Here is an 18,646-nt window from a genome sequence, read left to right as displayed (position 1 = left end):
TGGTGTCGGTCACCCCGGCATCGGACAGAGGCTCGCGGTGAGAACCGCTTTTTCGTCCGTGACGTTTCGTGCGCCGTGTGAGACGCCACGGTCGTGATGCACCACACCTGGTGCCTCGATGCGTCGCTGTTCGCCGTCCTGAATGACGGTGACCGTCCCTTCGACGACGTGGAAGACGTTCGTCGACTCCGGGTGGTCGTGTTCGGCGAGTTCTGCTCCCGGGCCGAGGGCAAAGGCTTTGACGAGTACGTCGTCAGAGACGACCAGTTCGGTGTCCAGTACTTCGCCGTCGTCGGGGTCGAGAGATTCGTACGCGTCCATCTGTCGCGATTACTCGGCCGAGATACTTTACGACTTGGCCTGTCGGCAGTCGGTAGACCGGTCCTCGAAAGCCGAGGTAACGAACGTAGCCTGCTTTCCCAGCGTTTTCAAGAGTGGACTGCAAACGAGTGTGCGTGTCAGAGGAAGACGACGGCCCGGCGGTCTACCGGATCGATTTCACGGTCGACTGGCCGCCCGGCCACGCCGCGGCGTATCTGATCGACGGCAACGAACCGATTCTCGTCGACGCCGGGATGGTCGGCGAGACGGGAACCGAGGAGTTACACGATGGACTCGATGCTCACGGATTCAGCGTCGACGAGATCGATCATCTCCTGCTCACGCATCCCCACGCCGACCACGTCGGACAGGTCGAGGCCGTCCTCGAAGCAGATCCGACCGTCTTCGCGCCAGTCGGCATTCAGGCTGAGTTCAACCGAGATATCGAAACTGTCGAGGCCAACACGCGGCGGAACCTGCGCGCCGCGGGCGTCCCTTCCGAGCGACTCGACGAAGCAACCGAGCGCTTGCTGTGGGGCCACCGGACCAACAGAGGGGCGCTCCCGCTCGATGCCGTCGACAACTGGATCGAGGCCGAGTCGCCGGTGCGGATCGGCGGCCGAGAGTTCGAGCCAATTTACACGCCCGGCCACCAGCGCTCGCACTTCTGTTACGGGACCGAGATTGGCGAGAACCAGGTCGTATTCTCCGGAGACATGGTCGTCCAGCCGTTCCGCGCGGCAGCGATCCACGCGAACTTCGACGACGGTGTCGAGGACGGCGTGACTGCGTTTTATGAGGCATTTGATCGACTCGAATCGCGCTCGTTCGACCGCGTCTATCCGGGCCACGGCCCTGTCCATACGGAATTCGAGACTGCGCTTTCGGAGTCGATCGCTGATCTCGACGACCGAGTCGAGCAGACGCTGACCGATCTCGACAGATTCGGCGCGGGGACGACCGCACTGGCACTCGCCGACGCCCAGAGCGACAGCGAGAGCGAGCGTGCGCGAGTGCTTCCCGAAATCGTCGGCGTCCTCTCGACGCTCGAATCCCGCGGGAAGGTCCAGTCGTGGCTGGACGGCGACGTGCGCCGGTTCGAGCGCTGTTGAATCCGGCCATGCCACACGCCCATGGCCAGGGAAATATTTAACAACGCGCCATGGGAGCATGCAACATGGATATTGGTGAGATTTCTGCGGATGCGAGGACAGGCAACGCGGCACAGTTACACGAGGAGACGGCCCGTCACCACGGCGATTCGCTGGCGGTAGAGTATCATGGCACGACACTGACACACGACGAACTGAGCGCGGAGAGCGCGGGTTTTGCCGGGGCGCTCGCCGAGCACGGCATCGAACCGGGCGACGTGATGCTGCAGTATCTCCCGAACTGCCCGGCCTATCTGACCGGTGCGCTCGGAGCCTTCAAAGCCGGCGTCGCCGTCTCGCCGGTGAACCCACAGTACCGCAAGCGCGAACTGATCTACCAACTGGAAGATACCGAGGCGACGGTCGTGCTGACACACACCGCGCTGCTGGAACACCTGCGGGAGGCGCTGGCAGAAATCGACTGGGATCCGCTGGTCGTCGCCGTCGCCAGCAGCGACGACGACGTGGAGATGTTCTCGGAGATGCGCGGCGATCCGACCTTCGTCGAACAGGAAGACGACGACATCGCACTGCTGCCATACACCTCCGGGACGACTGGGAAGCCGAAAGGCGTCGAGTTGACTCACGCGAATTTCCGCGCGCAGATGTTCCAAATTCTCGGCCAGTCCAACGACATCCCCGACGAGGAGGTCAAGAGTCTGGTCTGGTTGCCGCTGTATCACATCACCGGCTTCACGCACACCGCCTGGCAACCGCTGCTCCGCGGTGGGAGCGTGTATCTGCGCAGCGCGGCCAACTGGGAGGGCCAGGCGGGGATGGAACTCATCGACGAAGAGGGAATCACCCACTTCGTCGGCGTGACAGCGATGTACGTCGATATGGTCGAACACGACGAGTTCGACTCCTACGACCTGACGAGTCTGGAGATGGCCGCAGAGGGTGGTGCAAAACTGCCCGAAGCTATCCAGGAGCGATTTCAGCAGGGAACCGGCGTCGAGATGGACGAGGGCTATGGGCTGACAGAGACTCACGGCGCGACGCACACGCAGGTCAACTCCACCTACGGTACGAAACACGGCTCGGTCGGTCAGCCGATGCGGATGACCGACTGCAAAATCGTCGACGAATCCGGCGAAGAAGTCTCACCGGGCGAGGAGGGCGAACTTCTCGTTCGTGGCCCGCAGGTCATGAAGGGGTATCACGAGATGCCCGAGGCCACCGAGGCGGCCTTTACCGAACGTGGATACTTCAGAACGGGCGATATCGCCAGACGAGACGAGCACAATTACTACGAGATTGTCGACCGCAAGAAACACATGATAAACACGGCCGGCTACAACGTCTATCCGAGCGAACTGGAGGAGTTGCTGGCCGAACACGAGGACATCGCAGAGGGGGCGGTGGTCGCCATTCCGGACGACCGTCGCAACGAGGTCCCGAAAGCGTTCGTGGTTCCGAGTGAAGGGATCGAACCCGGCGAGGACATCACCGCCGAGGGTGTTCAGGAGTATTTCCTCGACCGGATCGCGCCGTACAAACATCCCCGCGAGGTGGCGTTCGTCGAGGAACTCCCGCGGACGGCAAGCGGCAAGATTCAGAAGTACAAACTGCGAGAGCAGGAGGAGTAGGCTACCTGTCGAGAGGCGGTAACTGAATCGTAAGGTGCGTTCTTGTGTCGTGGGACTGTTACTGTAGTCATGGACAGTGATCTCGGACCGCAGGGAGTCGAGACCGTCTGTGAGGTCTGCGAAGTTGAACTGGATCGGATCTCGGAAGTAGCACAACTCACCGACCAGGATCTCGAACTCCTGCGGCAGCCGCGTCGACGCATCAACGCGAATATTCCGGTCCGGATGGACGACGGCTCTGTCGACGTGTTTCCGTCCTTCCGAATTCAGTACAACAGCGCGCGCGGCCCGACCAAGGGTGGAATCAGGTTCCATCCCGGCGTCAACGAGGATGAGGTCGACGAACTCGCCTTCTTGATGACACTGAAATGCGCTGTCGTCGACATTCCGTTCGGTGGCGCGAAAGGTGGTGTCCAGGTCGACCCCGACGACCTCTCTCCTGGCGAGATCGAACGGCTCTCGCGGGCCTACGTCAGGGAATATCACGATACGATCGGCCCACACAGCGACATTCCGGCTCCGGACGTCAACACTAACGCGCAGATCATGGCCTGGATGCGCGACGAGTACGAGCGAATCGAAGGGCGTCACGCGCCGGGGGCAATCACGGGCAAGCCGCCCGAACTCGACGGGAGTGAAGGCCGGGACTCAGCCACCTCGCTGGGCGGGGCAGAGATCCTCGACGCCTTCGCCGAACGAGTGGGAATCGATAGCACCGAGACGGACGTGGCCATTCAGGGCTTCGGGAACGTCGGCTCACATCTTGCGGCCTTTCTCGACGAACGCGGATACAATGTGGTTGCGATCAGCAACGCGGCCGGGGGAGTCTCCAACGAGTCAGGGCTACCGATTCACGAGATACTCGACGGATACGAAACCGAGCACGATCTGTTCACCGTCGATGCCGAGGAGATATCCAATGAACAGTTGCTGACGATGGATGTCGACGTGTTGATTCCGGCCGCGATCGAGGACCAGATCAACGGCTCGAACATGACGGAGATCCAGGCAGACGCAATTGTCGAGATGGCGAACGGACCAACGACGCCGAAGGCGGACGCGTATCTGTCGGAACAGGGAGTTCCAGTCGTCCCGGACATTCTCGCGAACGCCGGCGGGGTGACAGTTTCGTATTTCGAGTGGGTCCAGAACACCAGCAACGAGTACTGGAGCAAAGATCGGGTACAGAAAAAGCTCCGCAAGCAGATGCGAATGGCATTCGAGTCGATCGCTGAACGGAAAACGGAAACCCAAAACGAGTGGACCTGGCGCGAAGCCGCGTATTCTCGTGCGGTCGATGCAGTGTTGACAGCCGAAACGTTCCGGAGCAACATCCCCGGCGGGACCGACCAGTAAGAATCGTTACTCGATCTCTAAGGATCCGCTCTCTCCGTCGGCGGCGTCCTCGTCCCACTCGATCTCGAGTTCGATACTCAGTTCACCGGGGCCGTCAGTCGGCCCCTCCCGCTCGGCTTTGACCTCGAAGGTTGGGTTCGCCGGTGGCTCCATCGTCACGGAGTCTGAACCGGACTTGAGCGTGATCTGTTTCCCATCTTCGAGATTCTGCGCAACTGTTCGGAGGTACGACGCGATCTCTGATTGAGACTGCTTGGCTTCTGACTTGAAGAGCACTTTTTCCGGCATATGCTCCAAGCTACGCCACCAACCAATATAAGGATTGGAGTACTGTCAGGAGATTCTGATTCGGGAGGACTCTCCGTCGACTGCTAGTCGATCGAGATGTGATCGGATTCCTCGTTGAGTGCGAGATTCGTCGCAATTTCGGCGTTGCGGACGGCGTACTGAGCCGTCTGGTCGAGGCTGACGAGCACTTCGCGGACCTGCAATAGCTGTTCGTTGTCCATCTCGGGGAGATCCGAGAGGATCTCCTGCTCGCGAGAACTGATATCCTCGAAGCGCTGTTTGACTTCGATGGCGGCGTCGTAATCGCGATTGACGGCCGATTCGACGGCCAGTTCCGTGAGTTCGTTCACCTGATCGGTGAACTCCCGGATCCGGCGCATCGTCGCCTGATCGACGTTCAGCGAGTGACCGTCTGCCTCCAGCGCGATGTCCGCGATATCCTCTGCGTTGTCGGCGGTCAGTTCGAGATTCTTGGCGATCGATCGGTAGCCGATCAGCGGGAAGCCATCTGTCAGGCCGACCGCTCGGGCCAGATTCGGGTTCTGGTAGGAGGTGAAGATCAGTCGCAATAGGAGGACAAAGATCTTGTTGGCCTGTCGCTCGCGGTTGAGCGCCCGCTGTGCGAGATCCGGATTACTGTGAGCCAGCGATTTCACCGCCTCGTTTCGCATCGTCGATCCGGTCGATTCCAGCCGTTCGAGCAGGTTGTCGAGGGTAAAATCCTCGGGGTCAACCGAGCACCGGATGGCGATGTTTTCCGGTGTCTCCTCGATGACGCCCAGTCCCATCAACTGCGTCTCGGCGTTGTAGACGGCATTGATGTGCTGGCTATCGAGCGTCTCGCCGTCGTCAGCACGGACGTGAATGACGCGCCGACCGAGAACGTACTGGGCAACGATGGCCCGCTCGACTGCGTCGGCATCGAGTCCGCTCGCGTTGATCACCGCTTCGCTCTCCTCGCTGTGAACGGACTCGGGCATCACCGTCAGTGTGCCCTTCCCGCCGAGTCGGAGCGAAACCTCGTCACCTTTCTCGACATCGTACTCCTGTGCCCACTCCGCCGGAAGTGTCATCGCAAGCGTCGACGGCCCCAGTCGCTGGACTTTCCGCGTTTCCATACATCCTTTACGTCGCCACTCCTACCTTAATCTTATCAATACGTCCTTGGTCACACCAAGGGAGATTGGTGGACAATGTTTCCGATCAGACAACTTCCATCAGGCGAGTCTCATATCGGCCGACGCGGACTCGCTGCCAGCCACGCAACGACTCGTCGAGATCTGCATCTCCGGTATCGACCCGTAGTGCGCCGATGTCGTCGAGTTTGCGCCGGGACGCGACGATTTCGACCTCGGAGTTGCGGATGATCTCCGGGGAGATCTGTTGATTCCCGCGGCCGAAGATGAAGCCCTGTCCGCCGATGGGCGAGACGACGACGGTGTTGCGGTCGCCGAGCGCGTCGCTAATCTCGTCTGCTGCGCCATCCGCGACCAGGACCTCGCCGTTCCGGTAGACATCCACGCCGAGGGCGGTGCCGTCGATACCGAGTTTCTCCTTGATCGTCCCCAGCGTGCCACCGGGGCCGAGGACGTACGTCCGCCCCTCCTCGACATCCTCGACGAAGCCTTCGGCCAATCCCTCGACGGTGCCGCTGCTGAGTTGTTTGCTTCCCTGTCGCTGCGGGGCGACGGGGACGGTGGCGAGCGCCCGGAGTTCAGTGTGGACTTCTCCCTCCCGGTACTCGTCCTCGTCGATGTCGTTGACCTCCGCGCGTTCGGTCGAATCGAAGGAGACGGCGACGTGGGCCGCGGCCTCCGGCGTGACCGCAAAGACTGCCGAGTAGACCTTGACACCGGCCGGGACGCCCAGAATCGGTGTCTGCTCGCCTGCGTCGGCGATTGTCTCAGCTACGTCCGCTGCAGTGCCGTCGCCGCCGACGAATAGAATCAGATCGAGGTTTTCCGCCAGAAATGCCCGCACGGCCCGACGAGTGTCTTCGGGCCCGGTCGCCTCGCCGTCGGGGTGGCCGAGCACGTCCGGGTCGAACCCTGCATCGGCTGCCACCTGTGCGCCCATGAGACCGCCCCAGGTGTACAGACTCACGTCGGCGCCGGTATCGGCGAGCTCGGTAAGCATCTCTCGCGCCCGGTCAGGTGCGCGCATCTCCGCGCCGCGTGCCCGGGCCTCCTCGACTTTCCCGTCAGTTCCCTTGAGTCCGACGCGGCCACCCATGCCGGCGATAGGGTTGACCACGAGCCCGAGTCGACACATCACCCCTGCTACGAGCGAGGGTGACAAAAGCGAACCGGAACGCCTTACTACACCCGCCTGTCAGCATCGTACATGACAGTACTCAACGCGACGCAGGTCGGCGTCGGCGCTGGACCGATCAATATTGCTGCAGGGGTCGTTCTCCTCGGCGGAATCGTACTCGCTATTCTGTGGGCTCGCTCGCTGACTGCCAACTAACACAGACGGCGCTCACGCCTCTTCTTCGGGCGCGTCGACACGCTCACGAAGCCAGTCAGCGGCCGCCTCGACTGCTATTTCGTCTGTACTCTGAATTCGTAGTCGCACGTATTCGCCGGGATAGCTTCCGACCTTGACATCGAATTCCTCTTGGACATCTCGCACGCGGTCCAGCAGTTGGCTCTCAGGTTCGGCAGCCTTGACGACCGCACGGTGGCGTTGTTTGCCGCCGAACTCGTCGGCGATCAACTCGAACATCGCGCGCATCTCCGACGGGACCCCCGGCAGGACGAAGACGTTCTCGATGGTACAGCCGGGAGCGACTCCCTTCGGATTCGGAAGCATCTCCGCGCGCTCGGGGATGTGTGTCGTCCCCGGCGCGAGGTCGTCACCGGAGTAGCCCCCACCCTCCGTCAACCAGTGTTCGACGTCCTCGTCGGCGGCCAGTTCGGTACCAAAGGCGGCCGCGACTGCCTCCATCGTCATATCGTCGTGAGTCGGTCCGAGTCCGCCGGTGACGATCACTGCCTCGTATGCCGCCCGGTACTCGTTGACGACCCGGGCGATCTCACCCACATCGTCGGGGACGACTGTGATCCGGGAAACGGTCGCTCCAGCCTTGGTCAGTCGCTCCGCTAACCACGAGGCGTTCGTGTTGACCGTATCCCCCGAGAGAATCTCGTCACCGACGGCAATCAGCGCAACGCGCATGGTCCTGATACGGACCCGACGGTACAAAGGGCCACTGTCTTCGTTGTCTACTGCATTCCCGGTGGCGGCCCGTCGTCGCCGATATCGTCGTCCTCCACGTCGACATCCAGCCCCACGTCTTCGCGTTTGCTCTGAGCGCGTCGGACCTGCCGGTAGTAGTAGGTGACGCCGCCGATGCCGAGGGAAATGACCAGTGCGAACAGCCCGCCGAAGATGTACGCGTCACGGACGAGGTAGTACCGGACTGAGATCGGATCACCTTGTTCCATATCCTCCCACAGCAGTGTCGTCCGGTCGTTTTCGACGGTGTTCTCGTCGGGGTTCGGATTCACCCGCGAGAGCCCCCAGAGCCCGACTCTGGTCCCTTCGGGGAGATCCATCCTGACCGAGCCGTCGACCAGCACCGGCCCGCTCCAGCCCTTGCCGCCCCGCGGTGCGGTGTAGCCGACCGAGCCGTTCTCGGCCGGCAGATTGATCCTCGTCTGATCCCGGTTCCGGGTCGCTCCGAGGTCCGGATGACTCGCATTGACGACGGTCCCGTTGGTGAACCGGAACTTCAGTGCCTCTATCTGGACAGAAGTCTCGCCGCGGAAGGTGTCCTCCTCGTACACGTCGAGTTCTTCTTGTTCGTCCACATCGACGACCGCCGCGTACGTGTCGGTCGAGGCACTCAGATTGATCGTCGTCGTCGCGTTCGAGCCCCAGTCGTACTCCTGGTCGCCGCTGAGTTGATCCTCGTCGATCTCACCGCCGCCGAACAGCGTACAGCCTGATAAAAACACCAACGCAACTAGCGCGAGTACTGCACGATGTCGGTTGTTCATCTATGATGGCACAACGCAGAGCAGTTCGGCCGGGAGATACTCGCCGATTCCGGCGAGCAGTCCCGGCGGGTCGGTGTCCTCTGTACAGATGATACTCTGTTCGAGCAGGCCGATTCGTTCGACAGTGACGATATCCTGCGCGTGGCCGGCCCGGTTAACCGTCGCTCGAACCTCCGCCCGCGTCGCGCTGTTGACGTTGACGCGGCCGTTACCGCGCTGCCAGTCGTACAATCGGTCGCGCTGGCTGTCGGCCAGTCGCGGCGGTTCGTCGTAGACGAAGGTGAGCGGCATGTGCTGGACGAGGCCGAATCGCGTTCGGATCGACTCGGGATCACCCTGGCCGAGTCCGAGTTGGTCGGTCGGAATCCGGATCGGTCGGCCAGCATCGAGCACAAGCGCGTCTTCGTCCCACGAGTCGAGCGTTCCGACGTAGGTCTCGCCAGTCTCGAAGGAGTCGGGAATCTCGCCCCACTCCTCGCGGAGCAGGTTCGCCGCCGCCGTCTCGTCGTCGCCGGTCAGCGTCACGTCGGGGAAGCCGTCGTCCCGGAGATTGATATCGAGACTCACATCCAGGTCGCCAACCTCGTTGTCCAGCAGCGAGCGCAACGACTTGAGCGAGCGCTCGCGAGCGTCACCGCTGACGTAACATTTCGTCGCGAGAACGACCATCAGACCTCGACCTCAGCAGTTTCGACGCCGAGTTCGTCACGGAGTCGTTCGATCCGTTCTTCCATCGCCTCGATCAGACGGGTGTTCTCCATCGGCTGCAGTTCCGCGCCCGTCTCCGGACACTGGAAACCGAACTCCATCGCCTCGCCGAACTCGAAGCGGATCCCCGCTTCCTCGGAGAGGTAGAACTCGTTTTCCATCTCGTACTCGTAGCGGGCTTCGAGTGCGGCGAGTAGACGATGCATCTCGGATTCGAGCTGTTCGGGAATCTCCTCGTACTCGAACGTCCAGAGGTAGGTGAGCCAGCCGGAGTCCTCGTCTCGGAGCCGCCGGTAGCTCGCCAAATCGTTCTCGTAGAGAATAAAGAGCGCCCGGCGAACGTCGTTGAGCTCGAGTCCGAGTTCCTCGGCCAGTTCCTCGTCGGTAACCTCGCCGTCCGGCGGTGCTGCCGCGACTGGCATCCCCTTCGGTCCGACGAGTTCGTGGAGGTATTTCTGGATGACTGGATCTTCGAGCAGTTCCTCAAAAGCCATTGCCCAAAGGTCGGAGTGTCATCCGGTTAAAAGCATCGGATAGGGTGGCACCGGTCGCCGCTCAGTTGTATCGGTCGTCCAGAATCGTCCCGAACCCGAGCGCGCCGAAGACAAACGAGATGAGGCCACCGATGCCGCTCAGCGCCAGTCCGGCGATGATCGCCAGCGGGATGACGAACAGAGTCCCGATTATCGAGATGACGAGCAAAACGATCAGAACGACCAGTATCAGCAGGATCATGATCCCGTACAGAAACGGCCCGACGGGATCCTCGAAGACATCGTCGATCATCCGTTCGGTGTAGTCAGGAGCGAACGCGACCAGCAGCGCGCCGACGATCAACGTCGTAAAGAACGCGCTCACCGCGCGCATATATTCTTACAGAATTACCTGTGGGCTGCTCGCTGGGTCTCCTGAAGACTCCCAGCGACTGAAAACGGTCGGTACCATCACAAACGAAAGTCGAGAAATCCCAGCCATGACTGAGTTTGCGGACGCACTCCCCTCCCAGCCGTTGCCGCTGTCGGTTGCTGAACAGCTCTCGAACCGAGACGGTCGGTTCCTCCCGGTTGCAGTCGTCGAGCGCGATGGGAGCCAACACGTCTGCACGATGCTCATCGAGGGTGCCGAGCAGTTCCGGGGCGTTGGCTACGACGACACCGCTGATCACTGGGAAATCGTCGACGAAGCTCCCGAAACGGGGACGCTCGAAGGACTACCTGCAGAGCAAAAACAGACGCTCCGGGCGGAAATTATCGACGCGCTCGAAGCGTGGGCAGACCGTCAGTACGGAACGTCGACGACGATTCTCGAAGAGTAACGACGCGAACGCGACCGGATCGTGGTCGTTACTCGTCGGTTTTGTCGAGTTCCGGATCGAACTGGATGATGTTCTCCAGATCCTCGTCGTTGACATCCTCGAAGGAGTCCCGAGCGATGGTCCGGCGGTGGACCTCGTCGGTGCCGTCGACGATGCGGAACGGCCGGATCGACTCGTAGAAGTACGCGATCGGTAGATCCTTACCGATCCCGTTGCCACCGCAGGCCTGCAGCGCCAGATCGACAGCCTCGGTGGTCACGTTGGCAGTGAAGGTCTTCGCCATCGCAACCTCGACGCGGGCCTCGCTCCGGTCGAGTTCGCGGGCCGCGTGACGGACCATCGTTCGCGCGGCGTGGAGGTTCGTCTCCGCGTCGGCGATGCGGTGTCGCAGCGCCTGCTTCTCGGAGATGCTGCCGCCGAAGCCTTCGCGGTGCTGGATGTACGCCTTGGCGATGTTGAGCGAGCGCATCGCCATGCCGGAGTAGCGCATACAGTGAGTCAGTCGACCGCCGCCGAGTCGCATCTGCGCGATGGCGAAGCCAGCCCCCTCCGCGCCGACGGTGTTCTCGACCGGCACACGGACGTTGTGGAACTTGAATTCGGCGTGGCCGCGCTGGATGTCCATCATGTCCTCGAAGTGGCCGAGGTGCGGAATGTCCCGCACGCACTCGACGCCGTCGGCGTCGGTCGGCACGAGGATGATCGACGTGCCCTCGTATGGGTGTTTGTCCAGATCAGTACGCGCCATCACCAGGAGGAAGTCGGCGTCGTAGCCGTCTGAGGTCCACCACTTGTGGCCGTTGATGACCCACTCGTCGCCGTCCTTCTTGGCGGTCGTCTTGAGCATCTTCGGATCCGAACCGGCCCCCTGCTGCGGTTCGGTCATCGCGAAGCCAGAGGAGATGTCACCCTGTACGAGTGGTCGCAGATACTCCTCTTTCTGCTCCTCGGAGCCGACTGCCTCCAGTGTGTGCATGTTGCCTTCCTGCGGGGCGTGGGCGCGAATCGACATCGCACCGAGCATCGACCGACCGACCTGCTCGAAGGAGGGCAGCATGTCGCTGAAGTCCAGTCCCTGTCCGCCGTACTCCTCGGGAACCTGCGGTGCGAACAGATTCCGGTCCTTGGCCTGCTCCCAGAAGTCTTCCATCTCGTCGATGGTCACCGGATCCCGATTCTGCAGCGCCTGTCGCTCGCGCGGGATCACCTCCTCGTCCATGAACGCCTCAACCCTGCTCGCCACCTCTTTCGCTTTCTCGGAGTCGTGATACTCCATACCAGAACAGGGACGGACAACAACTTAAACCTAGGAGGTTTCTCTCGGCGACGGTGTTCAGGAAAGCATCCGTTTGGCTTTCCAGCAGTAGGCGCGCAACGGACTGTGTGGACGGAACCAGACTGGCTATTCAGCCGGAATCGTCGCCGTCGCCTCGCCGCTCAGCACCACCTCGTCTTCATGATTCGTCACCGAAAGCTCCGTCTCGACGGTCGCCTCGTCACCGTCGACCTCAATGTCGACAATCTCCGCGACGGCCGTCACGGTGTCGTCGGGCCAGACCTGCGACTCGAAGCGCACGCCGTAGGAGTCGATGTTCTCGATGCCGAACCAGTTCGTGACCGCCTGCACCGCGAATCCGGAGGTGAGCATCCCCTGTGCGAAGACGCCGTCGTAGCCCGCCATGTTCGCCAACCGCTGATCGTAGTGGATCGGGTTGAAGTCGCCGCTCGCGCCGGCGTACTTGACGAAATCCCGACGTTCGATCTCCTCGATCTGCGGTTCCGGCCCGGTGTCACCGACTTCCAGTTCGGCCGCGACCGGCACGTCTGGTTCACTCATCGTCGTCACCTCCCTGGATCGCTCCCGCAGTCTCGATTGCCGTCGACCGCGCTGTCAGGACCACTTCATCGTCTTCGTCGGTGTACTCCGTCTCCAGCACGGCGAAGGTCATCGTCCCGCCGCGTTTGCCGTTGCGCTCGTAAATCTCCGCGAGCGTGGTGGTCCCCGTCAGCACGTCGCCGACGACCAGCGGACGCTCGTACTCGTACTCCTGCTCGCCGTGGATGGTGTACTCCTCCTGAAAGCCGAGGTCGATGCCGTACTTTTCGACGGTCCGATAGCGGGGAAACATCGAGACGCGCTCGAAGGTCAGCGGCGCGGGAATCGACTCGAAACCGCGTTCCTCGGCGACCTCCTCGTCCCGGTAGACCGGGTCGTCGTCCTTGACGGAGCGTGCGAACTCCTCGACTTTGCCGGCTTCGATCTCGAAGTCTTCGACCGTGACGACCGAAGTCCCGACCAGCGATTCCAGTTCGTCCATCGATTTGGCTGGCATAGGAGCAGATGGAGGCCCCACCCTGTTGACTCTATTGTTCCTGACCCGAGATGTCTGAGCAATGTAAGCGAGTTCGGACCGATGTTTTAATATTGGTTTCGTGAGAACCCAACAGACGTGACAATAGACAGTATCGACACCGTCACGGTGTTGGGTGCAGGTAGTATGGGACACGGAATCACAGAGGTCGTCGCCCTGGCCGGGTACGACGTGACGATGCGGGACATCGAAGACGACATCGTCCAGGACGGCTACGACGACATCGAGTGGTCACTAGAGAAACTCGACGAGAAGGGCCTGATCGATCAGGACCCCGACGACGTGCTCGACCGCATCTCGACGACGGTCGACCTCGAAGGAGCGGTTGCGGGCGCTGACATGGTCATTGAGGCCGCGCCGGAGCAGATGGACCTCAAGAAGGACATCTTCGGCGACCTCGACGAGATGGCCGACGACGACGCATTGCTTGCGTCGAACACGTCGTCGCTGTCGATCACGGAGATCGCCTCCGCGACCGAGCGACCGGAGAGTGTCGTCGGACTTCACTTCTTCAACCCGCCAGTCCAGATGGATCTCGTCGAAGTGATCTACGGCAGCGAGACCACCGACGAGACCGCAGAGGAAGCCTACGAATTCATCGAGTCAATCGACAAGACGCCGATCTACGTCCGGAAGGACGTGCAGGGCTTCGTCGTCAACACTGTTCTCGGTCCGTTCGGCGGCGAGGCTGCCTGGATGGTCTCCGAGGATCTCGCCACGATCAAAGAGGCCGACGCGTCGATGGCCCAGCGCGGCTACCCGATGGGACCGTTCGAACTCGGTGATATGACCGGCATCGACATCGGTTACCACGTCCGTGAGGAAGCGGGCATGCCGATCCCGCCGATCGTTCAGGAGAAAGTCGACGCTGGCGATCTCGGTCAGAAGACCGGCGAAGGATACTACGACTACGAGGAAGGCGGTGCCGACTACGAACCCACCGACGCCACTGACGACTTCGACTGGCTTCGCATCGAGTCCGTGATTGTCAACCGCGCCGCGGAACTCATCGAAAACGACGTGGCGACCGCGGAAGCCATCGACACTGGCCTCCGCCTCGGTGCCGGCTTCCCCGAAGGACCGTGCCGACGCGCCGACAAGACCGGCCTCGACACCATCGTCGAGAAACTCGAAGAACTCGACGAGAAATACGGCGACGAACACGGCGAAGGCCGCTACGAACCCTCGCAGTATCTCGTCGATCTGGTCGAAGACGGCAACACCGGCCGCGACGCCGGCAAAGGCTTCTTCGAGTACGACACCGACGGCGGTCTCGGCGACTACCACACGATCAACTACGACCTGGGCGAGGACGGACTGCTCGAAATCGAACTCGACCGCCCCGCACAGCTGAACTCCCTGTCGCCGGATCTGATGGACGCCGTCGTCGACCTGCTCGACTCCGTCGACGACGAAGAGGTTCGTGCTGTCACCTTCGAGGGTGCCGGTGATCGGGCATTCTGTGCTGGTGCCGACATCACCGCATTCAGCGACTCCGATCCCGCGAAAGACTCCGAGCCGACGGAAGTCTTCAAGGCCGTTGCTGAGTACCCGCGCCCGACACTCGCGAAGATCGACGGCTTCTGTCTCGGTGGCGGTCTCGAACTTGCGCTGGCCTGTGACCTGCGCATCGCGACCGATGATTCACGCTTCGGCTTCCCGGAGATCGATCTCGGTCTGTTGCCGGGCGGCGGTGGTACCCAGCGCACCATCCGCAACCTCTCGGACGCTCGCGCGAAGGAACTCGTCTTCCGCGGCGAGCACATCTCCGCCGAGCGCGCCCAGGATTGGGGACTCATCAACCGCGCGGCCTCCGGCGAGGAGTACGACGAGACCGTCGAGGAGTTTGTCGACGACCTCGTCTCCGGCCCGCCGATCGCACTGCGCAAGGCCAAACGCGTCATGAACGAGGGCGCGGATCAGGACCTCGACGCCGGCCTCGAAATGGAGAGCCAGGCCTTCGGCCTGCTGCTGACGACCGACGACATGATGGAAGGCGTCGCAGCCTTCTCCGCGGACCGCGACCCCGAGTTCGAGGGCGAGTAGCGACCCATTCGCTTCGGTCTTCGGTGCGGTACTTTTTCGTTCGTCTCGGTCGTCCGGGTGGTATGATCGAGCGACTCTGGCACGGGTGGACAGAACCCGAAGACGCCGACGAGTACGAGCGACTGCTCAGCGAGGAAATCTTCGCGGGTCTGGCCGAGGAAATCGATGGGTACCGCGGCGTCCGTATCCTTCGACGCGAGAGAGACGACGCGGTGGAGTTTCTCACCGCGATGCGGTTCGAGTCGATTGACGCCGTCAAACAGTTCGCTGGTGAGGACTACGAGGAGGCACACGTCCCGCCGGAGGCCCGAGAACTCCTCGTGCGATTCGACGACCACGCCGACCACTTCGAGGTCCGAACGGAGATTGAGAAGTAACGCGGTCCCGGAACCACTATGGCTGCGTGCCGGCTACCAGAAACTGATGGTCGATTCACGACTGCTTACTGCCGCCGCTGGATTAGCCGCCAGTCTGGCCGTTAGCGTTCTGCTGTGGGTGTATTTCGATACGTTTCTGTTCTTTCTGTTCGTCCCGTTCGTCCCCTTCTTGTTTCGAGATCTCGGCGACGGCGAGCGCCGGCAACAGCGCCAGCGTGAGTGCCCCCAGTGCGGGTTTCAGACGCTCAACGACGAGTACGACTATTGCCCGCGGGACGGGCGACGACTCACCGAACCGCGAGAAGAGAGGACTGAACAGCGCGAAACCGACGGCTGGTCCTAGTTAGAGGAAGACGAACCAAGCAACGCCGCCAATCGCCAGCAGGAGGGCCGCATAAAAGATGAGACTGAGTACCAGCGAGACGATTTTGAACGGCAGCATAATCAGCCTGATCGGCAGCATGAGCAGGGACCACAGCAGACCGAGCAGTTTCTTGAGCATATGTGCCTATTTCTACCAATGAGTTAAGAATTTACTGGCCACCTACCACACGGCTATCGACGGAGTCGAGCGACCGTCTCGTCACCTTCTCCGTCGAGTTCGAGGAGTTCGTCCTCGGCGAGATCAGTGAGGATATCCCGGAGCCACTCCCGGCCGTAGTTCCCGTCGGGCTGGTAGTCCACGCGGATCCGGGGGCCGAGTTCGTCCAGCCCGAGTTCGTCGTGCTCGCCCAGCGTGTTGACGATGCGCCCGCGGAACTGCCGCCTGCTGCCCTCGAAATCCGGCTGTTCGGGCACGTCCGGCGCGGTGAAATCTCCGGAGTGATACGCGTCGCAGTACTCGCGCCACGGACACGATTGCTCGTCGCAGGCCGGCGTCTGGCCGCAGGCGACGCCGCCGAGTTCCATGATCGCGTTGTTCCAGTCCCGGGATTCGCCCGCCGGCATGAGTTCGTTCGCGGCCTGCTCGAAGGCGGCGGCGTCGTCCGGGCAGCCAAACGCGCGGTAGAGCACTCGCTTGACGTTGGTATCGACGACAGCGTCGCCGTTGTTGAACGCGAAGGAGGCGACGGCGTTTGCGGTGTAGGGACCGACCCCCATCAGTTCGGAGAGTTCCTCGGGCGAGTCGGGGAACGAGCCGTCGTAGTCAGTTTCGATCTGTTCGGCGGCCTCGTGGAGATACTTCGCGCGGTTGTTATAGCCGAGGCTGTGATCGCTCCAGAAGGCGACCACCTCCGCTCGCTCTGCGGCGGCCAGGTCTTCGGTCGTCGGCCAGCGGTCGAGGAAGTCCTCCCAGGCCTCGACCACTCGGCCGAGTTGGGTCTGTTGGCTCATCACCTCCGAGACGAGAATCTCGTAGGGATCGGTCGTCTCCCGCCACGGGAACGAGCGGTGGTCCTCGCGGTACCACTCCAGCAGCGCGGATCGGACCGCCGCGAGTTCGACATCCTCGAACACGTTCGGTACCCCCTCGCTCATACAGTGGCGGTTGGAGTGAGTGGACTTGGGTGTGGTGGTCTCAGCCCGGCCGGCCGCGGACTCGACATTTGTCGGAGTAGCAGATCGAGGCTCCGACATTTCTGAACGTGTGTCGATCGGAGCAGCGTTGTCACAAAGATTGATACTCGGATCGGGAGAACACCGGAGTATGAAAGTCGGAATCGTGGCTGACACCCACGACAATCAGGACGTGATCGAATCAGCAGTCGAGTTGCTCACCGACGAAGTCGACGCAGTCGTCCACTGTGGTGACATCGTCGCCCCCTTCTCAGCCTCGAAGTTCAACCAGGACTTCGATTTTTATGCCGTCCGCGGCAACAACGACGGCGAGTGGGCACTCGGTGACGCGATCCGGAATTTCGGCGCGTATCTCGGCGAGATGGGTGAACTCTCACTGGGTGGGGCCCGGATCGCCGTCTATCACGGCACGAGCAACCCCATTATCGACGCACTCGTCGATTCGGGCAACTACGATTACGTATTCCACGGTCACACCCACACCAGGGTGCACGAGAAGGTTGGTGACACCGTCCGCATCAATCCCGGCGGCATCGGCACCGATTCGGACGAGTCAGAACCGCCCGCTGGCGTTGTCTTAGACACGGAGACTGGTGACGCCACGTTTCACGACCTGCGGTAGCGTACCGAGCCGAGTCGCTATCTAACCCCGAATTAATGGCCGCGGGAACCGTAGTTCGGATATGCGCGAGCCGGGTGATCAGATCGAGACGATCCGGAATACGGAGACGCTGGCGGATCTGGCGGCAGTCGTCGGTGCGGACTCGGAGGAGGAAGGGTATTTCCGGGCGAAGCAGATCTGGGAGTCTTCGATTGCCGAGCGACAGGCAGGGGAGTCCCCACCCGATGGGCTGCCGGGGACGACGGTCACTGTCGATGGGCATTCGATGCACGTCCACGGGGTCACACACGCCGGGAGTACGCCGGAACGGGAGTCCCTGCGCGAGTACGTGACACGATTTCTCGACCGTGGTGCCGTCGTCTACTGCGAGCAGGGGATCCGCTCGATGTACTTCGAGGAGATGGCTGGCGTCTGCGAGATGGACGATTACCTCTGGGCGACAGCCGCCTGCGAGGAACTCGACGAAGCCTCGGAGTTCGACGCCTTTTACGAGGGAGTCGAGAGCGTCTCGATGGATCTCGGCGAGTTCGTCACGGAGTTCAGAGAGAGAACGTTCTCGATGATCGACGCCGGGAGCGCGATGTACGGAGAACAGTTCGAGCGAACGCTCGGCGCGATTGCCGCCGATCTCTTCGCCGACCACACGGACCGGGCCGTCGGCAACAGCTACGAAGCCTTTCGGCTGAGTCAGGAAGCGAGCGAAGACCCCTCGAAACTGCACGCGCTCCAGCAGTACTACGAGCGGACCTTCCTGCCGCAACCGCTGGAGCGAGAGTGGCTCCGTCGCCACGACCCCGAACTGGAGTTGTTTTCACACGCGCGCAACGAGCGGATGGCGGAGTACGTCCAGTATCACAACGAAACCGTCGAGGAGGTTCACGTGATCGTCGGGGCCGCCCACCAGCACGGCGTCGCCTACTATCTCGATCAGTTCGAGGAGGGTGATCTCGACCAGACGGAGTTCGAGTTGTACTAACCG

General features: G+C 61.8%; 24 protein-coding genes. 10 read left to right on the top strand and 14 right to left on the bottom strand.

The features are described from left to right. Nucleotides 1-9: 9 nt before the first annotated feature. Entirely contained in the window at nt 10-321 is a 312-nt protein-coding gene (locus tag V8P86_RS09520) for a cupin domain-containing protein (RefSeq protein ID WP_336327029.1), read from the bottom strand. Nucleotides 322-455: 134 nt separating this feature from the next. Here V8P86_RS09520 and V8P86_RS09515 point away from each other — a divergent pair, with 134 nt between their 5' ends. The 3 genes from V8P86_RS09515 to V8P86_RS09505 all read left to right on the top strand — a co-directional run bounded on the left by V8P86_RS09515 (nt 456) and on the right by V8P86_RS09505 (nt 4,417). Then, complete coding sequence (locus V8P86_RS09515) at nt 456-1,433, top strand: MBL fold metallo-hydrolase (protein ID WP_336327028.1); 978 nt, start codon at nt 456-458, stop codon at nt 1,431-1,433. Between the two features lie 65 nt (nt 1,434-1,498). Then, nucleotides 1,499-3,061 (top strand): class I adenylate-forming enzyme family protein, encoded by a 1,563-nt coding sequence (locus V8P86_RS09510; RefSeq protein WP_336327027.1) that lies wholly within the window; start codon nt 1,499-1,501, stop codon nt 3,059-3,061. 69 nt (nt 3,062-3,130) lie between these two features. After that, on the top strand, nt 3,131-4,417 hold the full coding sequence (locus V8P86_RS09505; protein ID WP_336327026.1) for a Glu/Leu/Phe/Val family dehydrogenase: 1,287 nt from the start codon (nt 3,131-3,133) through the stop codon (nt 4,415-4,417). Nucleotides 4,418-4,423: 6 nt separating this feature from the next. Here V8P86_RS09505 and V8P86_RS09500 read toward each other — a convergent pair whose 3' ends face one another. From V8P86_RS09500 to V8P86_RS09490, 3 genes are all read right to left on the bottom strand, one after another. Then, complete coding sequence (locus V8P86_RS09500) at nt 4,424-4,705, bottom strand: amphi-Trp domain-containing protein (protein ID WP_336327025.1); 282 nt, start codon at nt 4,703-4,705, stop codon at nt 4,424-4,426. A gap of 83 nt (nt 4,706-4,788) precedes the next feature. Next, complete coding sequence (locus V8P86_RS09495) at nt 4,789-5,823, bottom strand: PhoU domain-containing protein (protein WP_336327024.1); 1,035 nt, start codon at nt 5,821-5,823, stop codon at nt 4,789-4,791. An 85-nt stretch (nt 5,824-5,908) separates the two neighbouring features. Continuing rightward, nucleotides 5,909-6,976 carry an ATP-NAD kinase family protein gene (locus V8P86_RS09490; RefSeq protein ID WP_336327023.1) on the bottom strand — a complete coding sequence of 356 codons (1,068 nt, stop codon included), beginning with the start codon at nt 6,974-6,976 and terminating at the stop codon, nt 5,909-5,911. A gap of 72 nt (nt 6,977-7,048) precedes the next feature. Here V8P86_RS09490 and V8P86_RS09485 point away from each other — a divergent pair, with 72 nt between their 5' ends. Further along, a complete protein-coding gene (locus V8P86_RS09485; RefSeq protein ID WP_336327022.1) occupies nt 7,049-7,174 on the top strand; it encodes a hypothetical protein in 126 nt (41 codons plus the stop codon). Nucleotides 7,175-7,186: 12 nt separating this feature from the next. Here V8P86_RS09485 and V8P86_RS09480 read toward each other — a convergent pair whose 3' ends face one another. The 5 genes from V8P86_RS09480 to V8P86_RS09460 all read right to left on the bottom strand — a co-directional run bounded on the left by V8P86_RS09480 (nt 7,187) and on the right by V8P86_RS09460 (nt 10,284). Beyond that, a complete protein-coding gene (locus tag V8P86_RS09480; RefSeq protein ID WP_336327021.1) occupies nt 7,187-7,885 on the bottom strand; it encodes a competence/damage-inducible protein A in 699 nt (232 codons plus the stop codon). Nucleotides 7,886-7,932: 47 nt separating this feature from the next. Beyond that, nucleotides 7,933-8,709 (bottom strand): DUF5803 family protein, encoded by a 777-nt coding sequence (locus tag V8P86_RS09475; protein ID WP_336327020.1) that lies wholly within the window; start codon nt 8,707-8,709, stop codon nt 7,933-7,935. Further along, on the bottom strand, nt 8,710-9,378 hold the full coding sequence (locus V8P86_RS09470) for a DUF2110 family protein (RefSeq protein ID WP_336327019.1): 669 nt from the start codon (nt 9,376-9,378) through the stop codon (nt 8,710-8,712). It lies immediately after the preceding gene. Next, the gene (locus V8P86_RS09465; RefSeq protein WP_336327018.1) at nt 9,378-9,911 is read right to left on the bottom strand and encodes a transcription factor; all 534 of its coding nucleotides are present in this window, start codon (nt 9,909-9,911) and stop codon (nt 9,378-9,380) included. The genes V8P86_RS09470 and V8P86_RS09465 overlap by 1 nt, the downstream gene beginning before the upstream one ends. A gap of 61 nt (nt 9,912-9,972) precedes the next feature. Beyond that, complete coding sequence (locus tag V8P86_RS09460; protein WP_336327017.1) at nt 9,973-10,284, bottom strand: DUF8173 domain-containing protein; 312 nt, start codon at nt 10,282-10,284, stop codon at nt 9,973-9,975. Nucleotides 10,285-10,390: 106 nt separating this feature from the next. On the opposite strand from V8P86_RS09460, the gene V8P86_RS09455 reads away from it, so the two are divergent. Further along, nucleotides 10,391-10,732 (top strand): DUF7964 domain-containing protein, encoded by a 342-nt coding sequence (locus V8P86_RS09455; RefSeq protein ID WP_336327016.1) that lies wholly within the window; start codon nt 10,391-10,393, stop codon nt 10,730-10,732. Nucleotides 10,733-10,760: 28 nt separating this feature from the next. On the opposite strand, the gene V8P86_RS09450 is transcribed toward V8P86_RS09455, so the two are convergent. The 3 genes from V8P86_RS09450 to V8P86_RS09440 form a co-directional block, all read right to left on the bottom strand. Next, nucleotides 10,761-12,008, bottom strand: coding sequence for an acyl-CoA dehydrogenase family protein (locus V8P86_RS09450; protein ID WP_336327015.1), 1,248 nt, complete (start codon nt 12,006-12,008; stop codon nt 10,761-10,763). Between the two features lie 126 nt (nt 12,009-12,134). After that, nucleotides 12,135-12,569, bottom strand: a complete 435-nt coding sequence (locus V8P86_RS09445) for a MaoC/PaaZ C-terminal domain-containing protein (protein ID WP_336327014.1) — start codon at nt 12,567-12,569, stop codon at nt 12,135-12,137. Further along, the gene (locus tag V8P86_RS09440; RefSeq protein WP_336327013.1) at nt 12,562-13,065 is read right to left on the bottom strand and encodes an FAS1-like dehydratase domain-containing protein; all 504 of its coding nucleotides are present in this window, start codon (nt 13,063-13,065) and stop codon (nt 12,562-12,564) included. Before V8P86_RS09440 ends, V8P86_RS09445 begins: the two co-directional genes overlap by 8 nt. Nucleotides 13,066-13,182: 117 nt before the next feature. On the opposite strand from V8P86_RS09440, the gene V8P86_RS09435 reads away from it, so the two are divergent. From V8P86_RS09435 to V8P86_RS09425, 3 genes are all read left to right on the top strand, one after another. Beyond that, entirely contained in the window at nt 13,183-15,150 is a 1,968-nt protein-coding gene (locus tag V8P86_RS09435; RefSeq protein ID WP_336327012.1) for a 3-hydroxyacyl-CoA dehydrogenase/enoyl-CoA hydratase family protein, read from the top strand. A 62-nt stretch (nt 15,151-15,212) separates the two neighbouring features. Beyond that, on the top strand, nt 15,213-15,527 hold the full coding sequence (locus V8P86_RS09430; RefSeq protein WP_336327011.1) for a hypothetical protein: 315 nt from the start codon (nt 15,213-15,215) through the stop codon (nt 15,525-15,527). A 46-nt stretch (nt 15,528-15,573) separates the two neighbouring features. Beyond that, a complete protein-coding gene (locus V8P86_RS09425) occupies nt 15,574-15,870 on the top strand; it encodes a hypothetical protein (RefSeq protein WP_336327010.1) in 297 nt (98 codons plus the stop codon). Here V8P86_RS09425 and V8P86_RS09420 read toward each other — a convergent pair whose 3' ends face one another. Then, on the bottom strand, nt 15,871-16,029 hold the full coding sequence (locus V8P86_RS09420) for a hypothetical protein (protein ID WP_336327009.1): 159 nt from the start codon (nt 16,027-16,029) through the stop codon (nt 15,871-15,873). Between the two features lie 53 nt (nt 16,030-16,082). Continuing rightward, nucleotides 16,083-17,006, bottom strand: a complete 924-nt coding sequence (locus V8P86_RS09415; protein WP_336327008.1) for an HhH-GPD family protein — start codon at nt 17,004-17,006, stop codon at nt 16,083-16,085. Between the two features lie 169 nt (nt 17,007-17,175). Here V8P86_RS09415 and V8P86_RS09410 point away from each other — a divergent pair, with 169 nt between their 5' ends. Beyond that, a complete protein-coding gene (locus V8P86_RS09410; protein WP_336327007.1) occupies nt 17,176-17,667 on the top strand; it encodes a metallophosphoesterase in 492 nt (163 codons plus the stop codon). 61 nt (nt 17,668-17,728) lie between these two features. Next, the gene (locus tag V8P86_RS09405; RefSeq protein WP_336327006.1) at nt 17,729-18,643 is read left to right on the top strand and encodes a hypothetical protein; all 915 of its coding nucleotides are present in this window, start codon (nt 17,729-17,731) and stop codon (nt 18,641-18,643) included. Nucleotides 18,644-18,646 lie beyond the last annotated feature (3 nt).

The sequence above is a fragment of the Halovenus anhuiensis genome, from assembly GCF_037080055.1.
Classification (GTDB): Archaea; Halobacteriota; Halobacteria; order Halobacteriales; family Haloarculaceae; genus Halovenus.
Note: the sequence above shows the minus strand (reverse complement) of the source record. Positions and strands in the feature narration are given on the sequence as shown.

What these genes read in the sequence shown, in the direction of transcription:
- V8P86_RS09465 (WP_336327018.1), bottom strand. Translation starts at nt 9,911, where the DNA reads ATGGCTTTTGAGGAACTGCTCGAAGATCCAGTCATCCAGAAATACCTC.
- V8P86_RS09440 (WP_336327013.1), bottom strand. Translation starts at nt 13,065, where the DNA reads ATGCCAGCCAAATCGATGGACGAACTGGAATCGCTGGTCGGGACTTCG.
- V8P86_RS09455 (WP_336327016.1), top strand. Translation starts at nt 10,391, where the DNA reads ATGACTGAGTTTGCGGACGCACTCCCCTCCCAGCCGTTGCCGCTGTCG.
- V8P86_RS09485 (WP_336327022.1), top strand. Translation starts at nt 7,049, where the DNA reads ATGACAGTACTCAACGCGACGCAGGTCGGCGTCGGCGCTGGACCGATC.
- V8P86_RS09480 (WP_336327021.1), bottom strand. Translation starts at nt 7,885, where the DNA reads ATGCGCGTTGCGCTGATTGCCGTCGGTGACGAGATTCTCTCGGGGGAT.
- V8P86_RS09420 (WP_336327009.1), bottom strand. Translation starts at nt 16,029, where the DNA reads ATGCTCAAGAAACTGCTCGGTCTGCTGTGGTCCCTGCTCATGCTGCCG.
- V8P86_RS09510 (WP_336327027.1), top strand. Translation starts at nt 1,499, where the DNA reads ATGGATATTGGTGAGATTTCTGCGGATGCGAGGACAGGCAACGCGGCA.
- V8P86_RS09470 (WP_336327019.1), bottom strand. Translation starts at nt 9,378, where the DNA reads ATGGTCGTTCTCGCGACGAAATGTTACGTCAGCGGTGACGCTCGCGAG.
- V8P86_RS09505 (WP_336327026.1), top strand. Translation starts at nt 3,131, where the DNA reads ATGGACAGTGATCTCGGACCGCAGGGAGTCGAGACCGTCTGTGAGGTC.
- V8P86_RS09500 (WP_336327025.1), bottom strand. Translation starts at nt 4,705, where the DNA reads ATGCCGGAAAAAGTGCTCTTCAAGTCAGAAGCCAAGCAGTCTCAATCA.
- V8P86_RS09415 (WP_336327008.1), bottom strand. Translation starts at nt 17,006, where the DNA reads ATGAGCGAGGGGGTACCGAACGTGTTCGAGGATGTCGAACTCGCGGCG.
- V8P86_RS09410 (WP_336327007.1), top strand. Translation starts at nt 17,176, where the DNA reads ATGAAAGTCGGAATCGTGGCTGACACCCACGACAATCAGGACGTGATC.
- V8P86_RS09520 (WP_336327029.1), bottom strand. Translation starts at nt 321, where the DNA reads ATGGACGCGTACGAATCTCTCGACCCCGACGACGGCGAAGTACTGGAC.
- V8P86_RS09490 (WP_336327023.1), bottom strand. Translation starts at nt 6,976, where the DNA reads ATGTGTCGACTCGGGCTCGTGGTCAACCCTATCGCCGGCATGGGTGGC.
- V8P86_RS09405 (WP_336327006.1), top strand. Translation starts at nt 17,729, where the DNA reads ATGCGCGAGCCGGGTGATCAGATCGAGACGATCCGGAATACGGAGACG.
- V8P86_RS09495 (WP_336327024.1), bottom strand. Translation starts at nt 5,823, where the DNA reads ATGGAAACGCGGAAAGTCCAGCGACTGGGGCCGTCGACGCTTGCGATG.
- V8P86_RS09450 (WP_336327015.1), bottom strand. Translation starts at nt 12,008, where the DNA reads ATGGAGTATCACGACTCCGAGAAAGCGAAAGAGGTGGCGAGCAGGGTT.
- V8P86_RS09425 (WP_336327010.1), top strand. Translation starts at nt 15,574, where the DNA reads ATGGTCGATTCACGACTGCTTACTGCCGCCGCTGGATTAGCCGCCAGT.
- V8P86_RS09430 (WP_336327011.1), top strand. Translation starts at nt 15,213, where the DNA reads ATGATCGAGCGACTCTGGCACGGGTGGACAGAACCCGAAGACGCCGAC.
- V8P86_RS09445 (WP_336327014.1), bottom strand. Translation starts at nt 12,569, where the DNA reads ATGAGTGAACCAGACGTGCCGGTCGCGGCCGAACTGGAAGTCGGTGAC.
- V8P86_RS09460 (WP_336327017.1), bottom strand. Translation starts at nt 10,284, where the DNA reads ATGCGCGCGGTGAGCGCGTTCTTTACGACGTTGATCGTCGGCGCGCTG.
- V8P86_RS09475 (WP_336327020.1), bottom strand. Translation starts at nt 8,709, where the DNA reads ATGAACAACCGACATCGTGCAGTACTCGCGCTAGTTGCGTTGGTGTTT.